The sequence below is a fragment of the Methanoregula sp. genome (assembly GCF_049518935.1).
In the GTDB taxonomy this organism is placed as follows: Archaea; Halobacteriota; Methanomicrobia; order Methanomicrobiales; family Methanospirillaceae; genus Methanoregula.
This window is the reverse complement of the sequence record NZ_JBEKRH010000022.1, coordinates 1-19,242: the sequence shown is the minus strand read 5'-3', so window position 1 is coordinate 19,242 and position 19,242 is coordinate 1. Positions and strand designations below refer to the sequence as shown.

15 protein-coding genes are annotated in these 19,242 nt (G+C 54.6%); 6 read left to right on the top strand and 9 right to left on the bottom strand.

Annotated elements, in window-relative coordinates; genetic code table 11:
* Position 1 precedes the first annotated feature (1 nt).
* The 3 genes from ABSE13_RS11135 (at position 2) to ABSE13_RS11125 (ending at position 3,822) form a co-directional block, all read left to right on the top strand.
* Entirely contained in the window at positions 2 to 2,254 is a 2,253-nt protein-coding gene (locus ABSE13_RS11135; RefSeq protein WP_424028590.1) for a DEAD/DEAH box helicase, read from the top strand.
* Between the two features lie 531 nt (positions 2,255 to 2,785).
* Positions 2,786 to 3,130: a roadblock/LC7 domain-containing protein gene (locus ABSE13_RS11130; RefSeq protein WP_424028589.1), complete on the top strand. Its 345-nt coding sequence runs from the start codon at positions 2,786 to 2,788 to the stop codon at positions 3,128 to 3,130.
* A gap of 353 nt (positions 3,131 to 3,483) precedes the next feature.
* Positions 3,484 to 3,822: a hypothetical protein gene (locus tag ABSE13_RS11125; protein WP_424028588.1), complete on the top strand. Its 339-nt coding sequence runs from the start codon at positions 3,484 to 3,486 to the stop codon at positions 3,820 to 3,822.
* A 421-nt stretch (positions 3,823 to 4,243) separates the two neighbouring features.
* Here the strand turns inward: ABSE13_RS11125 and ABSE13_RS11120 are convergent, their stop codons facing one another.
* A complete protein-coding gene (locus tag ABSE13_RS11120) occupies positions 4,244 to 4,675 on the bottom strand; it encodes an Sjogren's syndrome/scleroderma autoantigen 1 family protein (protein WP_424028587.1) in 432 nt (143 codons plus the stop codon).
* Between the two features lie 75 nt (positions 4,676 to 4,750).
* On the opposite strand from ABSE13_RS11120, the gene ABSE13_RS11115 reads away from it, so the two are divergent.
* Together ABSE13_RS11115 and ABSE13_RS11110 are read left to right on the top strand one after the other, a co-directional pair.
* Complete coding sequence (locus ABSE13_RS11115) at positions 4,751 to 5,014, top strand: stationary phase-response protein (protein ID WP_424028586.1); 264 nt, start codon at positions 4,751 to 4,753, stop codon at positions 5,012 to 5,014.
* A gap of 146 nt (positions 5,015 to 5,160) precedes the next feature.
* Positions 5,161 to 5,733 (top strand): flavin reductase family protein, encoded by a 573-nt coding sequence (locus ABSE13_RS11110; protein WP_424028585.1) that lies wholly within the window; start codon positions 5,161 to 5,163, stop codon positions 5,731 to 5,733.
* Position 5,734: 1 nt separating this feature from the next.
* Here ABSE13_RS11110 and ABSE13_RS11105 read toward each other — a convergent pair whose 3' ends face one another.
* Complete coding sequence (locus ABSE13_RS11105; protein ID WP_424028584.1) at positions 5,735 to 6,373, bottom strand: DUF2115 domain-containing protein; 639 nt, start codon at positions 6,371 to 6,373, stop codon at positions 5,735 to 5,737.
* 145 nt (positions 6,374 to 6,518) lie between these two features.
* On the opposite strand from ABSE13_RS11105, the gene ABSE13_RS11100 reads away from it, so the two are divergent.
* Entirely contained in the window at positions 6,519 to 7,424 is a 906-nt protein-coding gene (locus tag ABSE13_RS11100; protein WP_424028583.1) for a DUF475 domain-containing protein, read from the top strand.
* Positions 7,425 to 7,518: 94 nt separating this feature from the next.
* Here the strand turns inward: ABSE13_RS11100 and ABSE13_RS11095 are convergent, their stop codons facing one another.
* The 7 genes from ABSE13_RS11095 to ABSE13_RS11065 all read right to left on the bottom strand — a co-directional run.
* Positions 7,519 to 8,652 carry a PAS domain S-box protein gene (locus ABSE13_RS11095; RefSeq protein WP_424028582.1) on the bottom strand — a complete coding sequence of 378 codons (1,134 nt, stop codon included), beginning with the start codon at positions 8,650 to 8,652 and terminating at the stop codon, positions 7,519 to 7,521.
* Positions 8,645 to 12,136, bottom strand: coding sequence for a PAS domain S-box protein (locus ABSE13_RS11090; RefSeq protein ID WP_424028581.1), 3,492 nt, complete (start codon positions 12,134 to 12,136; stop codon positions 8,645 to 8,647). Before ABSE13_RS11090 ends, ABSE13_RS11095 begins: the two co-directional genes overlap by 8 nt.
* Positions 12,137 to 12,705: 569 nt before the next feature.
* Positions 12,706 to 13,512, bottom strand: a complete 807-nt coding sequence (locus ABSE13_RS11085; RefSeq protein WP_424028580.1) for a 4Fe-4S binding protein — start codon at positions 13,510 to 13,512, stop codon at positions 12,706 to 12,708.
* A 116-nt stretch (positions 13,513 to 13,628) separates the two neighbouring features.
* Positions 13,629 to 14,045 carry a secondary thiamine-phosphate synthase enzyme YjbQ gene (locus ABSE13_RS11080; RefSeq protein WP_424028579.1) on the bottom strand — a complete coding sequence of 139 codons (417 nt, stop codon included), beginning with the start codon at positions 14,043 to 14,045 and terminating at the stop codon, positions 13,629 to 13,631.
* An 85-nt stretch (positions 14,046 to 14,130) separates the two neighbouring features.
* Positions 14,131 to 14,634, bottom strand: coding sequence for a hypothetical protein (locus ABSE13_RS11075; RefSeq protein ID WP_424028578.1), 504 nt, complete (start codon positions 14,632 to 14,634; stop codon positions 14,131 to 14,133).
* 155 nt (positions 14,635 to 14,789) lie between these two features.
* Positions 14,790 to 17,282, bottom strand: coding sequence for a DNA gyrase subunit A (gene gyrA / locus ABSE13_RS11070; RefSeq protein ID WP_424028577.1), 2,493 nt, complete (start codon positions 17,280 to 17,282; stop codon positions 14,790 to 14,792).
* Positions 17,272 to 19,242: DNA gyrase subunit B (locus ABSE13_RS11065; protein WP_424028576.1), on the bottom strand; the 1,971-nt coding region annotated here is incomplete at its 5' end. The genes gyrA and ABSE13_RS11065, both read right to left, overlap by 11 nt.

The following is a 19,242-nucleotide window of genomic DNA, read 5'->3' as shown; positions in this document are numbered from 1 at the left end:
CATGAGCTGCATCAGCCATCCCCTCATCCGGCCGGACAGTATTGAGTCGCGGGAGTACCAGCTCTCGGTAGCCATGCGTGCGCTGGACGGGAACACGATGGTGATCCTCCCGACCGGCCTTGGCAAGACCGCCGTGGCGCTGCTCGTGGCCGCTTCCCGGCTCTACAACGAGGGGGGCAAGGTGCTGATGCTCGCCCCGACAAAACCCCTCGTGGAGCAGCACCTCCGCTATTTCGAAAAGTACCTCATTGTAAAGAGCCCCTCAGGCAACCCCCCCGATTCGGACTCACTGCCATTTGTAATGTTCACCGGTGAGGCACCGCCGGCTGAACGGACCTCCGAATGGGAACGGGCAACGGTGATCCTTGCAACGCCGCAAGTCATAAAAAACGATATCATCGCCGGCCGGTACTCCCTGAAGGACGTCACGCTCCTGATCGTGGACGAATGTCACCGGGCGGTCGGCAATTACGCCTACGTCTTCCTCTCCCAGCGGTACCTCGGTACCGCGGACAAGCCCCTCCTCCTTGCCATGACTGCGTCGCCGGGCGGAGCGCAGGAGAAGGTGCAGGAGGTCTGCGCGAACCTTGGCATTGCCCATGTCGAGACCCGGACGGAGAATGACCCGGATGTCCGGCCGTACGTCTTCGAACGGGAGCTCGACTATATCTCCATCGACCTGCCTCCCGACCTGAAGGTTGCGATCCTGACCCTCAATGCCCTCATCGAGGACCGCCTCACCCTGCTCGGTTCCCTGCACTTCACCGTACCGAAGCGGGACAAGCTGACCATGAAGGCGCTCAGCGCGATCAACGTCCAGATCCAGCAGCGGATCGCGAACCGCGATTCCGCTGCATTCTCGGCGGCGTCCGTCTATGCCGAGTGCATGAAACTCAAACACGCAGTCACCCTTGCCGAATCTCAGGGAAGCGAGGTGCTCAAGGGATACCTCGCCAAACTGATCGCCGAGGGGACTGGTGCCGGTGGGAGCAAGGCGAGCCAGCGGCTGGCCCAGGACCCGTCGTTCCATGAGCTCTTCGAGCGATCGGTCTCGTGGACCCGGGAACTGCATCCGAAACCGGAGGTGGCGCTCGGTCTCGTCCGGGAGCAGCTGGAGGCACATCCCGACAGCCGGATCATCATCTTCGCCACCTACCGGGACACCGTCCAGCTTCTCGTCGACCACCTGGCCCGGAACGGTATCGTGAGCGAGCGCTTCGTAGGCCAGGCAACGAAGGATGCCGAGAAAGGCCTCTCGCAGAAGAAACAGATCGCAGCCCTCACCCGTTTCCGGGAAGGGGAGTTCAAGGTACTCGTCGCAACATCCGTGGGGGAGGAGGGCCTCGATGTCCCCTCAACGGACCTTGTGATATTCTACGAGGCGGTCCCCTCTGAGATACGTTCCATCCAGCGCAAGGGACGGACGGGGCGGTCGGGTGCAGGCAGGGTTGTCGTGCTCGTCACGAAGGGCACCTCAGACGAGGTCTTCCGCCACGTCAGCGCCAGCAAGGAGAAGATGATGCAGAAGAGCATGCGGTCGATGGGTAGCATGACTTCGCCGCTCCCCCCAAGAGCGGCGCCTGTGGAGCAGGCCAGCATCGATGAGTTCACCCCGCAGGGCCCGAAGATCGTGATCGACGATCGCGAGACCTCTTCCCGGGTAGTGGAGCACCTCTCCGGCATGGGTGCGATAATCCGGCTGGAACGGCTGCCCTTCGGGGACTATGCAATCGGCGACCGGATCCTCATAGAGCGGAAGACCGCACGCGACTTTGTCGATACCCTGATCAACCGCGACCTGCTCGGGCAGCTGAAGGCGATGGCGGAGGTCGTGCCCCGCCCGGTGCTGATCATCGAAGGCGGGGATCTCTATACCCAGCGGGATATCCATCCCAATGCGATCAAGGGTGTGCTTGCGGCCCTTACCATTGACATGGGCGTCTCCCTCATTTACACAACCGATGAGCAGGACACCGCACAGATGCTCTTCGTGCTTGCCAAACGTGAAGAGGGCGAGCGGGGCGAGCGCAAGATGCACCCGCACAAGTCCCACCGCTCCCTGAAAGAAGAGCAGGAGTACATCGTCTCGTCCTTCCCGGAGATTGGGATGAAGAACGCACGCCTGCTGCTTGATCATTTCGGCTCGATCCAGGCGATTGCCAATGCGTCACTGGAGGAACTGGTGGCGGTGAAGGGGATCGGGGAGAAGACCGGCGGGAAGATCTTCGAGCTGTGCCGGAGAAATTACTCGTGAATATGGCATGTTCATCGATGGGGGTTGATACCCACGTACCCCCGTTTTGATGCACGCCGCCGCCTCGAAGTTTGAGAACTTTTCGGATTCGTGGCTCTGATGAACCACTCATCAGTCCAAGATTTTCTTACGAAAATCTTCTCCACATCCTGCGGCTGTCCCCGATGGGGCGCAATAGAATGGTTGCAACCTTCTCATCCTCGTGGTTCTGATGAACCACTCAGAAGTCGAAGAATCCTGATGAATTATTCTCCAATCAGTCCTCGATGATGCGACGGCTGATCCGGGAAGGCCAATCCCCGAGCCGTTTTACGCACAGGGTATCGCAAAGTCGGGCATATAATTGAAACGGAATTTCTATATCCTTTTAAACAGAATATATATTTAATTGTGGGACGTTCTGAAAAATTATCGGAAACGTCTCAGATGCACCGGACAGAGTAATTGGTGCGTACGATGATGTTCCCTGCGATTTGTTCGTGATACCCCTTAAAAATTAAACTATCCTGCCTTCGTGAACGGGGTACCTGCATGTTGAAAGAGATCCTTAAAGAATTCCTGTTGATCGAAGGAGTAAACACCGTAGCACTCATCGGGCGCGACGGCTTTGTCATCGAAATCGTGCAGACCTCCCCGACAGATATCGATGCACTTGGGGCACTCTGTTCAAGTTCGATGAGATTTTTTGAACACGGGCCGTCAATGAAAATGGGTGCCCCCCGGCAGATTGTGATGGAATATGGGAATGGACCTCTCATTCTCACCCCGGTCACAAAGGACGAATTCCTCGCGATTCTCGCAGATACTACCGCTGGTCTGGGCCGTTTGAACTACACGCTTCCTAAGATCAGTTCACGGGTTGCGGCAATCATTTAATCCCCTGCAGTCTCCCGTTTCCGAAAGAGAGGGGTTCCCCGGGTACCCGCACCCTGCCATAAGGTACCCCTCCCTTACCTTTTTTATGCTGCTGACTCTGGGAATTCTCCAGAAAAGATCCCATAGCAGGTATTTGGGCACGTTGAGATACGTCACCATTATTTAATCCGGAGAACAGAACTACAACAACCTTGAAGAAAAATATGGGAGATACCGGAGTCAGCAGTGGAAGTGATTTACAAAAAGAGTCTTGTGAGACCCGTACATCAGATACGGGGGACGCACACTTGCCTGCGACTCCGGCAGGAAAACCGGAATATGAAATAAAATGGGATACTCTCGGTCGCTTCAGCGTGGGACAGGTAATAACCGGCTCTCAATACGGTTCGGTGAAGGAAGAGTATGATGTCAGGATGAAGGACTGGGCCGGCACCAGTCAGCCTGCGGGTGACGGGATCTATCACATTTCCGGGGGGAAACGGGATCTGATCAAACGTTTTCTGGAAGAGAAAAGATACGTAGTCACCTCTGAATATTATCATTATATCCTCAAGGCACAGGGAAAAAAGGTGGATCCCACGGCAATTTCGATGAAAATCCAGGAAATAGGTCTGAAATTCATATGGGTTCATGCTGTTGGTGAAACAGGTCCCGACAGGGCACCCCGTAAGATGAGAGCAGTCCGATCATAATTCTGACACCTCATGTGCGTGTCCCCGCTGATGCGGGAACCGATACGGGAAGGTTATCCTTCTAATTATTATGCGTCTAGGGCACTGCATTTTTGGAGAGTGTCCGGCCCTGAAAAAATGCCAGGTCCATGAGCAGTTTGTGATAATAAAATCGCGATCATGATTGGGTTTTGAAAAATTTTCAGAAATTCACGGCCCGCGTTTTTTCCGGAAAAAACGTGATCCGCCCAAAAAATTCACGTCGGATGAATAAATCTGCTGTTAGTTGTACATACGATTGTAGGATAATTATCCGATTATAGCCATGCTAACGAACACCTCATGATCGTGATCAAATTTTTTTGAACGCACCCTGTCCATCAAAACAGGAAAAAATCCACCCGGTTCTAGAGCAGCAAAAAAGAAAAAATCGATTGAACCTTTACAACCGGCACAGGATCTCGAGCGCCTCGGTGCCGGCTTTCACCGCGTTCATGAGGGTGAGGATGTGGTTCGGGTCCTTCTCGTTCTGGATCCGCTCGCAGAGAGAGAAGACGGTCATTGCCACTTCATCGGTGAGCATTCCATCGTCTTCATCTCCGCAGGTGCAGGAATCTTCGTCATGATCCCCGCCGCAGCCACAGCCTTCACCATGCTCGTGGTCATGGAGTTCAGCTACTGCGGCCGGTGCAGCGGCGGCTTTGGTATTCTTCGTGATCTTTTTAGCGTTCTCGTTCTCTGCACAAACGATGCAGAGCGTCTTGCCCTTAACTTCAAACAGGGGGCATCCGCAGGTCTTGCAGCTCTTTTCGAGCATTTTGCCTCCCTTGAGGAGGCATTCGGCCATAATTTCGTCTTCTTTTCGGGAGGGCATGGTTCACCGTCAGGTTATTTAAACTATATATGTCGGTTCCGCATATTAACTAAAGGTACCCAATCAGGTGATACCATGCCAAACCCTGAAAAGACTATGGAAAACTGTATCCTGATGCTGCAGCACATACAGGAAGACAGTTCGATACCCCGAAATATCCGGCGTGTTGCTGACGAGACCCGGACGCTGCTCACGAACAACACAAAGGCCATGGGGCTGCGTGCCGCAGAAGCCATATCCAAGATTGATGAAATCTCCAATGATCCCAACATGCCCATCCATGCGCGGACACGGATCTGGGAACTCGTGTCCCAGCTGGAGACGATACCGCTGGATTGAAAATACTCCTCCATGATTCTTTTTTCAATCCTTGAATGGCCTTTTGATTTTTGTGTGAAATGGCCGGGAGTTCCGGGTATTTTCTGACTGTTCCGCGTACTTTGTAGTGAAATCATTTAATCCCCCTGAGCTGCAACCGTTTTTGTATGAAGAGATCCTTTGGTGCACGGACGATCGCGTACCCGCTCCCGGTTTTCGTTGTAGGTACCTATGATTCTGCAGGTAAGCCCGATGCGATGGTTGCCGCATGGGGTGGTATCTGCTCATCGGATCCGCCAAGTATTGCCGTCTCGATCCGTCCCTCACGGTATACCTACAAAAACCTGATGGAGACCATGGAGTTCACCATCAGCATCCCTTCCACAAGCTACATGGCCCAGGCAGATTATTTCGGGATCGAATCCGGGGAAAAAACTGATAAATTCGCCGCATGCGGCCTTACCCCGGTGCGTGCAGATCATGTGAACGCACCCTATGTCGGGGAGTTCCCGGTCATCCTGGAATGCAGGGTGATCAAGACCCTTGACCTTGGCGCACACCCGCAGTTTATCGGGCAGATCCTGGATGTCAAGATCGACGAATCGGCGCTGGACCCCGAAGGCAGACCCGATCTCTCAAAGATCAACCCCCTCATCTTCGACGTCACGCGTTCCGAATACTATACTGCCGGCAGGGTAATCGGGAAGGCGTTTTCTGCGGGACGGAAATACAAAAAATAACCTATTCCGGGTTCTTGTTCTCTTCACTCTGCAGGGCCGGGCAGAAGTTGCAGATCGAATAGAATATCTCTTTTTCCTTGTCCCGTATCAGGCAGTAATATTCCCTTCCCCGCTGCTCAACTTTGAACCCGCCGGGAAACGGCATCCCGACGGGATGACCTGGCTCCTCGAGAATGAACATGGTGAAGGCGGAGATCAGGTAATAGAAAAGCCGGTTCTTCGGGTTCCGGAAATAGGGATTGCGTTCACTGGAATCGTCCCACGCGAAGATGCCCTTTGGCAGCATGGTGCAGAACCCGTCGAAGGACTCCCGGTCCCGGATCGGGGTATCAAGGCGTTCAAACGCCCGGCTGCGGTACATGGCAAGCAGGAGATGGTGCCTGCCAAAGAGTTGTTCGCGGAAATGTGGCCGGATCGATTCGCGGTACGGGGAGGGAAGCCGCTCGATCTCGGTATTGAGCCTGCCCCCGATGATCTGGAGATCGAAGAGGGAATACTTCTGCAGTTCCCGGGAGAGGATCGATCCCAGCTCACCGTTTGTTTTTGCCGTCCGCATCAGCTCTGCGACCGCACAAATCTCACGTGAGACCTGATCATGGTCTCCCGTGATACTGTCCATTCGGGTGGTTACATCATCCATAGAATGCCGGACACTTCGGTACAGTGTCTGGTATTGACAGGAAATAGGTATATGGATTGCGATCGCAGGAGTCTGTTGGATCCGGAATCTCTTACCCGCTTCTCATAATGTTAATACCCATGCAAATCGCATAGGATCCTGATTCATGGACATTATCTCCGTCGTGCTGATCATCGCCGGCCTCTGCCTGTTCGAGACGATCACAAGCATAGACAATGCGATCATCAATGCCGAAGTGCTCTCGACCATGAGCGAGCGGGCAAAGCGCTGGTTCCTGACCTGGGGACTCCTGTTTGCCGTCTTTGCCGTCCGCGGCCTCCTGCCCTGGCTGATCGTCTGGCTCTCATCCCCGTCACTTGGCCCTGTCGGGGCATTCACCGCTACGTTCTCAAGCGATCCCCTGGTCCTTGCTGCTATCGCACAATCCGCCCCCATCCTGCTGATGGGCGGGGGCACGTTCCTCCTCTTCCTCTTCTTCCACTGGCTGTTTCTCGAAGACAAGCACTTCGGGCTGCCGGGCGAGAAATTCCTTGCCTCCAAAGGTGTCTGGTTCTTTGCGGTGGTCGGTGTAATCCTTGCGGCCCTTGTCTGGATGTCCCTTGGGTACAACACGATGGTTGCGTTCGGTGCGGTGATGGGATCGACAGTGTTTTTTATCGTTCACGGGTTCCGGCAGAATGCCGAACAGGCAGAGCAGACGATGCTGCACACGGACATGACCGACCTCTCCAAGGTCTTCTATCTCGAGGTTATCGATGCCACCTTCTCCATCGATGGCGTAGTGGGTGCCTTTGCCTTTACCATGGCCGTGCCCCTGATTATCATCGGGAACGGCCTCGGGGCGCTGGTGGTCCGGGAACTGACGATCAGGAACGTCGCCACCATCAGGAAATATCTCTATCTCAAAAACGGGGCCATGTATTCCATCTTCTTCCTTGGGATCATCATGATACTGGACAGTTTTGGCAACCATATTCCCTTCTGGGTCTCCCCGCTCATCACCTTCGGTATAGTGGGATTCTTCCTTGTCAAATCCTTACGGGAGATCTAAAAGACCGGAACGATCGCAAAATATTCCGGGCCGGTAATAGTTTCCCTGCCCCTTGAACCGGTCTCTCCAGCTCTTTTTTTTAAAACAGATGGGTTCAGCGGTCTGCCCCGCTCCTCCTGATCCACCCGTTGAGAACAATGCCGTCGATCACCGGGTTACCGTACAGGTTGCTGATGATCCCTTCCATGATATGTACCGATCCATCGTTGTCATTGATCATCAGCCGGATGGGTTTTACGATACCGGGGTTGTCGAGGATCTCACCAAGGATCCGGTTAAAGACCGGGATGTCCTCGTTTGGGAGGATCCCGGAGATGGGTTTCCCGACAAGCAGGTCCGGTGCATATCCCAGGGATTTTGCTATTGACGGGCTTTCATGACGGAGTGTCCCGTCCTTGTTCAGAATTGCGATGATATCGGACGTCTCCTCAATAAGGGACCGGAAAAATTCCTCGTTCTGCCGGGATTGTTCCTCGATTGTTTTGTTTTTGGTGATATCCCTGATGGATACTGCATACAGGACGACCTGGCCCTCGAGGTTGACAACCGGGTAAACTGAGGTCTCGAACCAGGCTGATTTGAACTCCTCCTCAAAATGCACCGGCTTTTTCTGGGTCACGTTCAGGTTCCAGACGGCCATCCGTTGAGACAGGACCCCCTGTTCAACGAGATCTGACACATTGGTACCAATAAAATCCTGGACCTTTTTACCGGTCTTCATGGCAAGGGCGAGGTTTGCGGCAAGAAACCTGCCATTGATATCAATGAGAAAGAGGAGATCTTCCGTGGCGTTCAGCAGGACACGTGTTGTCTCTTCGCTGATCTTGAGCGCATGCTCCATGGCATATTTATAGAGCGCCATCTCGATGGTAGTTTTCAGCTCCTGTTCGCGGAACGGCTTGAGGATGTACCCGAAAGGTTCAGTAAGTTTCGCCTTCGTCAGGTAGCTGTCATCACTGTATGCGGTCAGATACACCACCGGTATGTGGTACTGTTCTTTGATGATCTCTGCAGCTTCTATGCCCGTCATCTTGCCGGCAAGCATGATGTCCATAAGGATCAGGTCGGGATGCAGTTCACCTGCCTTTCGCACGGCCAGCTCCCCTGTTGTTGCGATTGCACATACCGAATACCCGAGTTCGGTGAGGCTTCTCCGTATATCCATGCCGGTTACCGCTTCATCCTCTACTACGAGAATTTTTACATCCCCTGTTTTTACATCACCCATAATGGTCTCCTTCTCCCGGTTCAAAATCAAATTCGATCCTGTATTCCGTCCCGTTCTCTCTCTGCAGAGTAAGAGTACCCTGGATCTGTGCCACGAGCGAGTTCACCAGCTGGAGCCCCAGTGTCTCGATAGAGTCCAGTACAATCTTCCCGGGCAGTCCCACCCCGTCATCCTTTACAACAAGAATGTAATGCTCACCCGTCCTTCTGAAATCGATGGTGATTGTTCCTGTTCTGTCCTGCGGGAATGCATATTTCAATGCATTGGAGAGCATTTCGTTGATGATGAGGCTGACGGGAATTGCTTTGCTGATGGGCAGGACCATATCGTCAGCATGGATATCCAGCCGGATCTTCCCGGCAGGTATTCCATAGGACTGGAGCAGGTTTTCCCCGATTTTTTTGAGATAATCGTCATAATGGATACGGGCAAGGTTTTTTGACTGGTACAGTTTCTCGTGAACGAGGGCGATTGACATGACCCGGTTCTGGCTCTCCCGTATTGCCTCACGACTCCCCGGATCTTTCATCAGCCGTGCCTGGAGGCTGAGCAGGCTTGAGATCACCTGCATATTGTTCTTGACCCGGTGATGGATCTCTTTTAAGAGGATCTCTTTCTCTTTTAACGAAGCTGCAACTTCGTTCTCGAGATTTTTGCGAACGGTAATATCCCGGGCTATGCCAGAGTAGCCGGTAAACCGCCCGGTTTTGTCGAAACTCGTGGTTGCATTCACCTCTAATATCAGGGATGATCCTGTTCCTTTTATGGGGATGTGTATCTCGAAACCCGAAACCTGGGGGTGTTCTGAGATAGCAGGATCCAGGTATTTCCCGATCGCATCCTGGTACTCCGGCGGGGCCAGATCACGTGCATGGAGTTTCTGCAGGTTTTCTCCCGTCATACCCATTTTTGCCAGGACGTGAGGGCTCATGTACGTGATATGCCCGTTCTCATCGATGTGGAAGACAATATCCCCGATCTGCTCGACGAGGGACCGGTATTTCTCCTCGCTCGTGGCCAGTGCTTCCATCACTCGTTTGCGTTCGGCTATCTCGTCCTGGAGATTCAGGGTGAGTTCGCTTAACTCTTTTGTCCGCTCCCCTACTTTTTGCTCAAGCTCGAAGTACGCCTTCTGCATTGCATCTTCAGCCCGTTTCCGGTCGGTGATATCCAGGATGCTCTCAAGGAATGCAGGCTTGCCGGATATCGTGACCGGAATCACGGTTTTCAGGATGGGGACCTTCTGCCCGTCGGCCCTGATAAGTATACTCTCGACGTTCTCCCGTTCCAGGTGACTGTCGGTGAACTGGCACTTGCCTTTCACGGTATGACAGATAAAATCCTCGCAGGTCGCCCCGATGATTGCATTCCGGTCAGCCCCGATAAGGGTGATGGCGGCCGGGTTCGCATCGATAATCGTATAGGTGCCGGGATCGATGATGACAAGGCCGGTCTGGACCGAATTGAAGATCGTCTTAAGGTACTGTTCACTGCTCTTGAGCTCTTCTTCGGCCTTTTTACGATCGGTTATATCCACCGCGAGGAAGATGACCGCGTCCTTACCGAAGTATGTACCCTTGTATAAGCGAACTTCGGTCAGGAACTCATCGCCGCCATTACGCAATCCCCAGAATTCAAACTGCCGGGGCCGGCCGAGTGATGCGACCCGCACTTGGCCAAAGGCATGCGCCAGGTCATTGCGGCCCGGCGCGGAGAGCGTTTCAAACGTTTTACCGATGAAGAACTCGTGGGGGTGACCGAACATCTCTTCTGCCCCCTTATTGACATCGATGAATCTGCCGGTCGTATCCAGAATGCATATGGCATCCTTGACGGTATTGAACAACCCGTGATAACTCTCTTCGCTCTGTTGTAGTTCCGCATCTTTTGTTTTGAGTTCCGTAAGATCGATAATTACGCCTCTCAGGCCGGAAACCTTCCCTGTTTTCCTGTCAATAATCCCGCTGGTGGAGATCATTGCCGGGAAACGGCTGCCGTCTTTGCGCTGCAGGGTATATTCGATTGCGTTACGCACCTCTCCGGCAAATATCTTTGCCATGTTCTCCTTTGCCGTCTTCCTCTGCTCGGGAACGATATGGTCGATCACGTTGAGGCCGGACATGACATCTGTTGTTCCGATACCAAATGTCGGATAAGCGAGCCGGTTGGTAAAAGTAAGTGTCCCGGAGATATTTGTTTCAAATACGATCACCGGGAGAAAATCGGCAAGCGTCCGGAAACGCTCTTCACTTGCATGGAGCGCTTCCTCGATCTGTTTTCTCTCAGTGATGTCCCGGAGCGATCCCTCCACTCCCTGCGGATTGCCGGATTCATCACGGACAACGTGACTGGTTACGGAGACGATGAGATGCTTCCCCTCCTTGTTTTTCAGGATCACCTCGTAATCATGAATTGCACCATTGGTGAACATCTCTCCAAGCAGTATCTTCCTTTGTTCGGGAAACGGGTACAGGTCGAGAACCTGGTGACCGAGAAGTTCTGAGGCATCCCATCCCGTGATCTTTTTGCAGGAGGGAGAGAGAATCTTTATAATGCCCTGCAGGTCCGTCTGGTAATACAGGTCATCGAAGCTATTGAAGATGGACCGGTACTTCTCCTCGCTTTTCCGGAGTGCATCTTCCGCAATCCTGCGCTCGGTTATGTCCCGTACCGATCCCTGTGCAGCGTCACTGCCATTGAATACCAGGCTTGTCATGGAGAGTTCGAGATACCGGACCTCCCCCTTCTTTGTCAGGATGCGGGCTTCATAGGTCTGGGGGGCATCTTCACCGCTCATCCGCTTCCGGGAGATTTCCCCGATCCGCGCCTTGTCATCGGGATGGAGAATGTCCAGGATGTTCATCCTGTACAGTTCGTTCTTGGAATAGCCGGATATTTCCGAGACCCGGTCGTTGACAAAGACGAACTTTGTTCCCTGGTAGATGTATATCGCATCGTGGCTCTGCTCAACCAGTTTCCGGTACCGCTCTTCGCTCTCCCGGAGGGCCTTTTCTGCCCGTTTCCGGTTGACCGTCTGCCGGATCTTGTTGGCAAGGTCCAGGAACATTGCCTTGGGATTTCCCCCTTTTGCCAGGTAGAAATCTGCGCCGGCATTATACGCTTCAATGACGGCCTCTTCACGCCCTTTTCCCGTGAAGATGATAAACGGGATACCATTGTTCTCATCCCGGAGTTTTCTGAGGAGCTGGATGCCGTCCATCTCGGGCATCTGGTAATCCGAGACAATCACATCGTATGACCGCGCGGCGATTTTTTCCAGCGCTTCTTTTGCGCTCATTGCGGTATCGACGAAAAATCCCTTCTTTTTTTCCAGGGATATCTTGGTTGGTTCCAGCAGGACAAGCTCATCATCGACGTACAGAACAGCGATTCCCTGCGGTTCAGTATCGCCGATAGCAGAGCCGGTGGAACCGGCTCCGGTTGTGGGAACAGGTGCTTGATCTGTTTGGTGGTCCTTATCCATTCAGATAACGCTCTCTGGTAAATGTATAAAATACATATAAGCTATAAAAATGTTTTTATTTGCATTAAACATTTCAGAATCTCTGCAATTGGAGGAATGCCCGGAAAACTGAAATTGAACGGACAATCTTAAAAAAACGGACATTTCCGCCGTTTTTCCGAAAATGAATAAAATTCTGGTGGATAAAAGAATACATGATCTGCATCGATGGGTTGCTGCGCTGATGGGAAGTTGCATCCGCGTATCGATCCTGATCCCGGAGCAGGGTTCGGTTGTCCACACATCTCTTCCGATACCGCTGAAAAAGCAAACACGGTCGTGTTAAATGGAGATTGGCAGGATTCCCCTGTATGCGTGCTGAATCGGTATTGAGGGTACAACCGGAATCTGGGTTGATATTCTTGTGACCGGTAGCGATGTTGGTTTTTTGCCGGTACATCCGGCACATACGACTCCCATAATGAGGAGAATCAACACTCCCCCCAGACAGGTCTCATACCCTGGATTGTCATCGGATTATATTTAAGTGATTATAAGTTCGTTTCCCTGCACGGAATGCCGTCAGGCAATCATCGCCCGCTGTACGATCGTACGTGATTCCATCCCCGGTGATAAGGGGCATAGTGCTCGTCATTATCATTATATATCTCCGGGTTTTCCCGGGCATATGATATCCTGTCATCCCCCACCGGGCAGATACGGATACAGAGGCCGCACGGCGAGATGTACCGGGTACTCAGGGCCTCCGATCGTGTTGCGCATGCCTTCTTGTCCGTGAGTCCTTCAGGATATGTTTTTTCCTGGAGCGCCTTGACCGGGCAGACGTGGACACAGCGCATGCACCGGATGCAGAGCGGCTGGTCGATGACGGGATCGGCCGGGATCTCTGCTGAAGTGAAAATCGAAGCAAACCGGACCCGCGGACCGAACTGCGGAGTCAGCAGGACATTGTTGATCCCGAAGTTCCCAAGGCCGGCAAGCAGCGCGGCATGGCGGTGGGAGAAGAAGGCCACCGGTTTTTCCTTCAGTACGCTGACCGAACCATAGCCATCGCGGGGGATCCAGACTGAAGGGAAACCCTGTGTTGTAAGGGAGGTAGCGATCCGGTACCCGTACTCGTCCAGCAGGGTGTTGACAGTGCGATACAGCTCATGATACCAGATTGATGGAGCCGTCTCGAGTATCGGCAGACTGACCGGCAACCCGATCACGATCACGGTTTTTGCTTCCGGCCAGATCGATAGCGGCCGGAATTCTTCCGGTACCCAAGGCTCGAAGAGCGGGTGATCCCAGCGCTCTGCCGGGGCAAAGCCCACCAGGGGAATATCCATCCCTGCACAGCGTTCCCTGATCTGCTGTCTGAGTGCGTCACTCATCTCATCTACCACTTGGTATGAGCCCCGATAAATGGATTTGGGCACGGGAGCAGTCCAGGTACCAGAGGAGAAAAACGGGGGTGGAGGCAATCAATCCCGTGCAGGATATAAATGAACTATTCACCGGTAATTGTGCAGACAATGGATCTCGTGCGGCCTGCATTCACATCGAGTTCGAGCAGGACCACCTGCTGCCATGTCCCGCACATCAGCTTCCCTGCCTCAACCGGTATGACAAGATCCGGCCCGACCAGTGCCGCCTTGACATGGGATCTGCCATTCCCGTCCCCCCACTTTGTATTATGGGCATAGGTGGCTGCATCCGGGGCGAGAGCAGACAATGCCCGCTGCATATCCGCAATCACCCCCGGCTCGTATTCAATAGTAGTAAGTGCGGCGGTCGAGTGCTGCACGAAGAGGTGGACGAGGCCTCTCTTTACCCCGCTTTCCGTTACTGCTGCCTGCATGTCCGGTGTCAGGTCGATGATATCCCCTTCACGGTGTGAAGTAGCCTTGATCTCTTTGCGGTACATGGAAATCCCGATCAGGGAGATTAGTATGATGGCAGATAAAAGAGATGGAAAATGAAGTCCTGATAGAAAAACAGGGACCGGCAGGTTACCTGATTGTTACCGGGAGTGCGTTGATGATCACGTTTACTTTATTATCGATAATTTTTACCGTATAGGTGCCTGTCGGCAGACTTACCGGTGTAACGGTCGTCAGGTCATCTGTATATCTGTATGCGCTGCCCGTCCAGTAAATATACAGCGTATCCCCAGGTCCCCATTGATTATTCTGGAATATTGGGACGGCAGGGCTGACCGTATAGGAAAGACCCCCTGTATCGATCAGGGTGAGGGAGACTATGGAAGAGCCCCCGGTCTGAGATGTACCATTCAGGTCAACGGCATCTCCCTGCTGGTGGAAGACGGCGATTGTATGTAAGTTACCGGGAGCATCATACTGGATAACCTGGGCCGACAAGAGTGCGGGTTTCTGGAGCAGGTTGGAGATTACGCCGGTCATTGAGGCAATAAGGAGTATTGCGGCAATGATCACGAGCATTGCCATGAATATCAGGGACATGGTTTCGGAAAGTCCGCTTTCAGGTTTGCTCATTTCGTGCATCAGGCCTTAATCGTTAGTTGGGGTTCTCCTGAATAAAAAGGTTCGGTAATTGGGGTTCATTTCCGGAACCGCCATTCATTTTTCGCGCATGGTTCAGACATTTCGTTATCTGCCGGTTGCAGGTTAAAAAAGAAATGGTTAGAGCGTTATTCCGGTACCGGATCTTCGCCCGTGACATCGGCCCCGTTATCCATGTCCGCCGGGACTACGGCAACGCCGACGATCTTGTCGTTCTCGTCAAGGCGCATGATCTTCACACCTTTGGTGCCACGCCCGATGATCCGGATCTCGCTGACCGGCGTCCTGATGACGACACCGGATGCAGTCATGACAAAGATCTCGTCGGTCCCGGAGACGGCCCGCGATTCGATGACCACGGCATCGCGTTCGAGCACCATCGTCCGGACTCCCTGCGTTGCCCGGCCGTGCCCGCGGAAGTCGTCGAACTCGGTCCGCTTCCCGAAGCCGACATCGGAAATCGTGAGGAGCGTGTGCTCGTTATCAACGAGGGTGATCGCGCAGACCGTGTCCTCTTTGACCCGGAACCGCATGCCGATGACCCCGGACGCGTTCCGTCCCACCACCCTGACGGTGTCCTCATGGAACCGTAGGCCGTACCCGAAACGGGTCGAGAGGACCACTTCCCTCGTGTTATCGGTCATGATGACATCGACGAGCTGGTCGCCCTCCTTGAGCCGGATGGCGTTCGTCCCGGTCGACCGAGGGTTCGAAAACTCTGTCTCCGGGATCTTGATGACCTGCCCGAGTTTTGTCGCGAACATGAGGTACCTGTCCGGCCGGAACTCACGAATGGGGATAACCGTAGTGATGACCTCGTCTTTTAAGTTGAGGAGGTTGATGATCGGCTTACCCTTGGCGATCCGCGAGCTCTCGGGGATCTGGTAGACCTTGAGCCAGTACACCCTGCCGATGTTCGTGAAGCAGAGGAGGTAGTCTTTCATGCCGGCCGCAAAGACCGACCTGACGACATCGTCTTCCTTCGTGGTCATGCCCGTGACGCCGTGGCCGCCGCGCCGCTGCTTCCGGTAGGTGTCGAGATCCATCCGCTTGATATAGTTCGTCTTCGTGATGGAGACGAGCACTGTCTTGTCCTCGATGAGATCCTCGGTCGAGAGATCGCTCATATCGAGGGCAATCTCCGTCCTGCGGGCGTCGCCGAACTTCAGTGCGATTTCGGAGGTCTCGCGCCGGATCTCATCCTTGATGTTTGCCTCAGATGAGAGGATCGTCTCGAGCCTGCGGATCTCTGTTTCGAGGTCGTTCTTCTCATCCGTTATTTTCCGCTGTTCGAGCGCTGCGAGCCTGCGGAGCTGCATCTGCAGGATTGCATTGGCCTGAGGTTCGTCAAGGCCGAAACCCGAGATGAGCGCGATCCGTGCGTTGTCGACCGTGTCGGACCCGCGGATTGCCGCGATGATCTTATCGATGTTCGCGAGCGCAGTGAGAAGGCCGTTTAAGATGTGGACCCGCTCCTGGCACTTGTTGAGATCGAATTCCGACCTGCGCCGGATCACTTCGATCCGGTGGTGGACGAAGTTCCCGAGGAGGGCCGGGAGGTTGAGGATCTTCGGGGCCCCGTCCACGATCGCGAGGTTTGAAGCCGAGAAACTGGACTCCAGCGCCGTGTATTTGTACAGGTTGTTGAGAATGACCGCAGAGATCATGCCCTTTTTCAGCTCGAAGACTACCCGGATACCATCCTTGTCCGACTCATCGCGGATGTCGCTGATGCCGTCGAGTTTCTTGTCCTTGACCATCTCGGCGATGGCCGTGATCCACTGGGCCTTGTTGACCTGGTAAGGGAGCTCGGTAACGATGATCCGGTCGCCCCGGTTCCCGCCATCGGACTCCTCGATCTCGGCGACCCCGCGGACAACAACCCGGCCCTGGCCGGTGGCGTAGATGTTTTTGACGCCCTCAACCCCCATCAGGACGCCGCCGGTCGGGAAGTCCGGGCCTGGCATGATCTGGAGGAGTTCCTCAATGGAAACATTTGGTTCTTCGAGGAACCGGTTGACGGCTGCACATACCTCGCGGAGGTTGTGAGGCGGCATCTTCGTCGCCATCCCGACCGCGATGCCATCGGTCCCGTTGACGAGGAGGTTCGGGATCTTCGAGGGGAGGACGGTCGGTTCTTTTAATGACTCATCGTAGTTGGGAACGAATTCCACCGTTTCCTTGTCGAGATCCTGCAGGATCGCCTCGGCGTACGGGAAGAGCCGGACTTCGGTGTACCTGCTCGCTGCCGCAGCATCACCATCGACGGAACCAAAGTTGCCCTGCCCCTGTACCAGCATGTGGCGGTACGAGAAGGGCTGGGCCATCTTGACGATCGTATCGTAGATAGAGGCATCGCCGTGAGGATGGTACTTACCCATCACGTCACCGACCACCCTCGCGCTCTTCTTCGTGGGCTTGTCGCTCGTGTTGCCCATATCCCACATGGCATACAGCGAGCGCCGGTGGACCGGCTTGAGACCGTCCCTCACATCGGGAATGGCACGGCCGATGATGACTGACATCGCATAGTTGATGTACGAGGTCTTCATCTCCTGCTCGATACTGATCGGTTCGGTGCGGTGAGTCTCGGCGATCTCCTGCGGGGCTTCAGATGTCAAGGTTCGTCACCTCCTTCGCGTGGCGGTAGATGAAATTCTTCCTTTCCTCCACGTCTTTGCCCATCAGGGTCTTGAAGGTGAACTCCGCGTCTGTCGCATCCTGGACGGTGACCTGCCGGAAGATTCGCTGTTCCGGGTCCATGGTCGTGTCCCAGAGCTGCTGGGCGTTCATCTCGCCGAGACCCTTGTACCGCTGGATGGAGACTCCTTTCTCTCCAAAAGCGGCGGAGACCTTCTGCATCTCCTCTTCCTTGTACACGTACTTCTCTTCCTTCCCCTTCGAGACCCGGAAGAGAGGCGGCTGGGCAATGTAAACGTACCCGAGATCAATAAGTTTTGGCATGTACCGGTAGAAGAACGTGAGGAGGAGCGTCCGGATGTGCGCCCCGTCGACGTCCGCATCGGTCATTATGACGATTTGGTGGTAGCGGGCACGTTCAGCATCGAATTTCTCCAGTATCCCGGTGCCGATGGCGTTGATCAGCGTCTGGATCTCGGCGTTCTTGAGGATCTGGTGTTCGCCTGCTTTCTCGACGTTGAGGATCTTTCCCCTGAGGGGAAGGATTGCCTGGAATTTCCGGTCCCGGCCCTGCTTGGCACTGCCGCCGGCAGAGTCCCCTTCCACGATATAGATCTCGCTCTTTTTGGGATCGCGTTCGGAGCAGTCCGAGAGCTTCCCGGGCAGGCCGGCAGATTCGAGCGAACTCTTGCGCCGGGCCAGCTCCCGGGCGTTCCGTGCGGCCTCGCGGGCCTTTGCGGCCGATAGTGCCTTCTCAACAATGGTCTTGAGCACGCCCGGGTTCTCGTCAAAGTACTCGGTGAGAGCCGCGTACACAAGGGAATCGACAATCCCTTTGACGGCGCTGTTCCCGAGCCGCATCTTGGTCTGGCCCTCGAACTGGGGGTTGGCCATCTTGACCGAAACGACCGAAGTCAGGCCCTCCCTGACATCTTCGCCCCGGAGGGTAACCTGGGCATTTTCCTTGATGAGACCGTTCCGCTTCGCAACGACGTTGATGCCCCGGGTGATGGCGCTCCGGTAGCCTTCGAGGTGTGTGCCGCCTTCGCGGGTGTTGACCGAGTTGACGTACGTGTAGAGTTTCTCATCGTACTGGGTCGTGTACTGCAGCGCGACCTCGAGTTCGAGCTTGTTATCAGCGTCTTTTTTTGTGATATAGATGGGGTTCGGGTGGATGACATCGATGCCTTCGTTGAGGTACTTCACGAACTCGGAAAGCCCGCCGGCATAACAATAGGTGGCGACCGTGGCCGCAAGCGTGACGGAATCGACCGTACGTTCATCGGTGATGATAATCGTGAGGCCGGCGTTCAGGAACGCAAGTTCACGGAGCCGGTGGGAGAGGGTATCATAGTCGAACGTCGTCGTCTCGAATATCGTTGCATCCGGGACAAAGTGGATCCGGGTGCCAGTGAGCTTGTTCCCGAGCGTCGCGAGGAGCGATGCCCGGTCTTCCTGCTCGTTTCCGGTTGGGTAGTGGGTTGCAGTAGTGAGATCGAGCTGGCCGGTAATGGCACCTGGGGGCGGGACGGGGACTCGACCAGTGATATCACCGGGTGCAGGGGCTGCCAATGCCGGGGCCCGGCCAAAAGGTGCCGGCTCGCCGTACCACTGCTGGTACCGGGCGAGGAGCTCAGCGAGGCTCTCCTCACGAGTCGTGAGCGCTGAGGTGGGCTTGCCTTTCGAGAACCGCATCTCGTAAATATTCCCGTCACGGTAGACCCGGGCCGAGAGCCAGTTCGAGAGCGCGTTGACCACCGAGACACCGACTCCGTGGAGACCGCCCGAGACCTGGTAGGTCTCCTTGTCGAATTTGCCACCAGCGTGGAGGACGGTCAGTACGACTTCGAGCGCACTCTTGTGGTTCTTCTCCATCACATCGACGGGGATCCCCCGGCCGTTATCCTCGACCATGAGCGACCCGTCCTTGTTGATGACGAC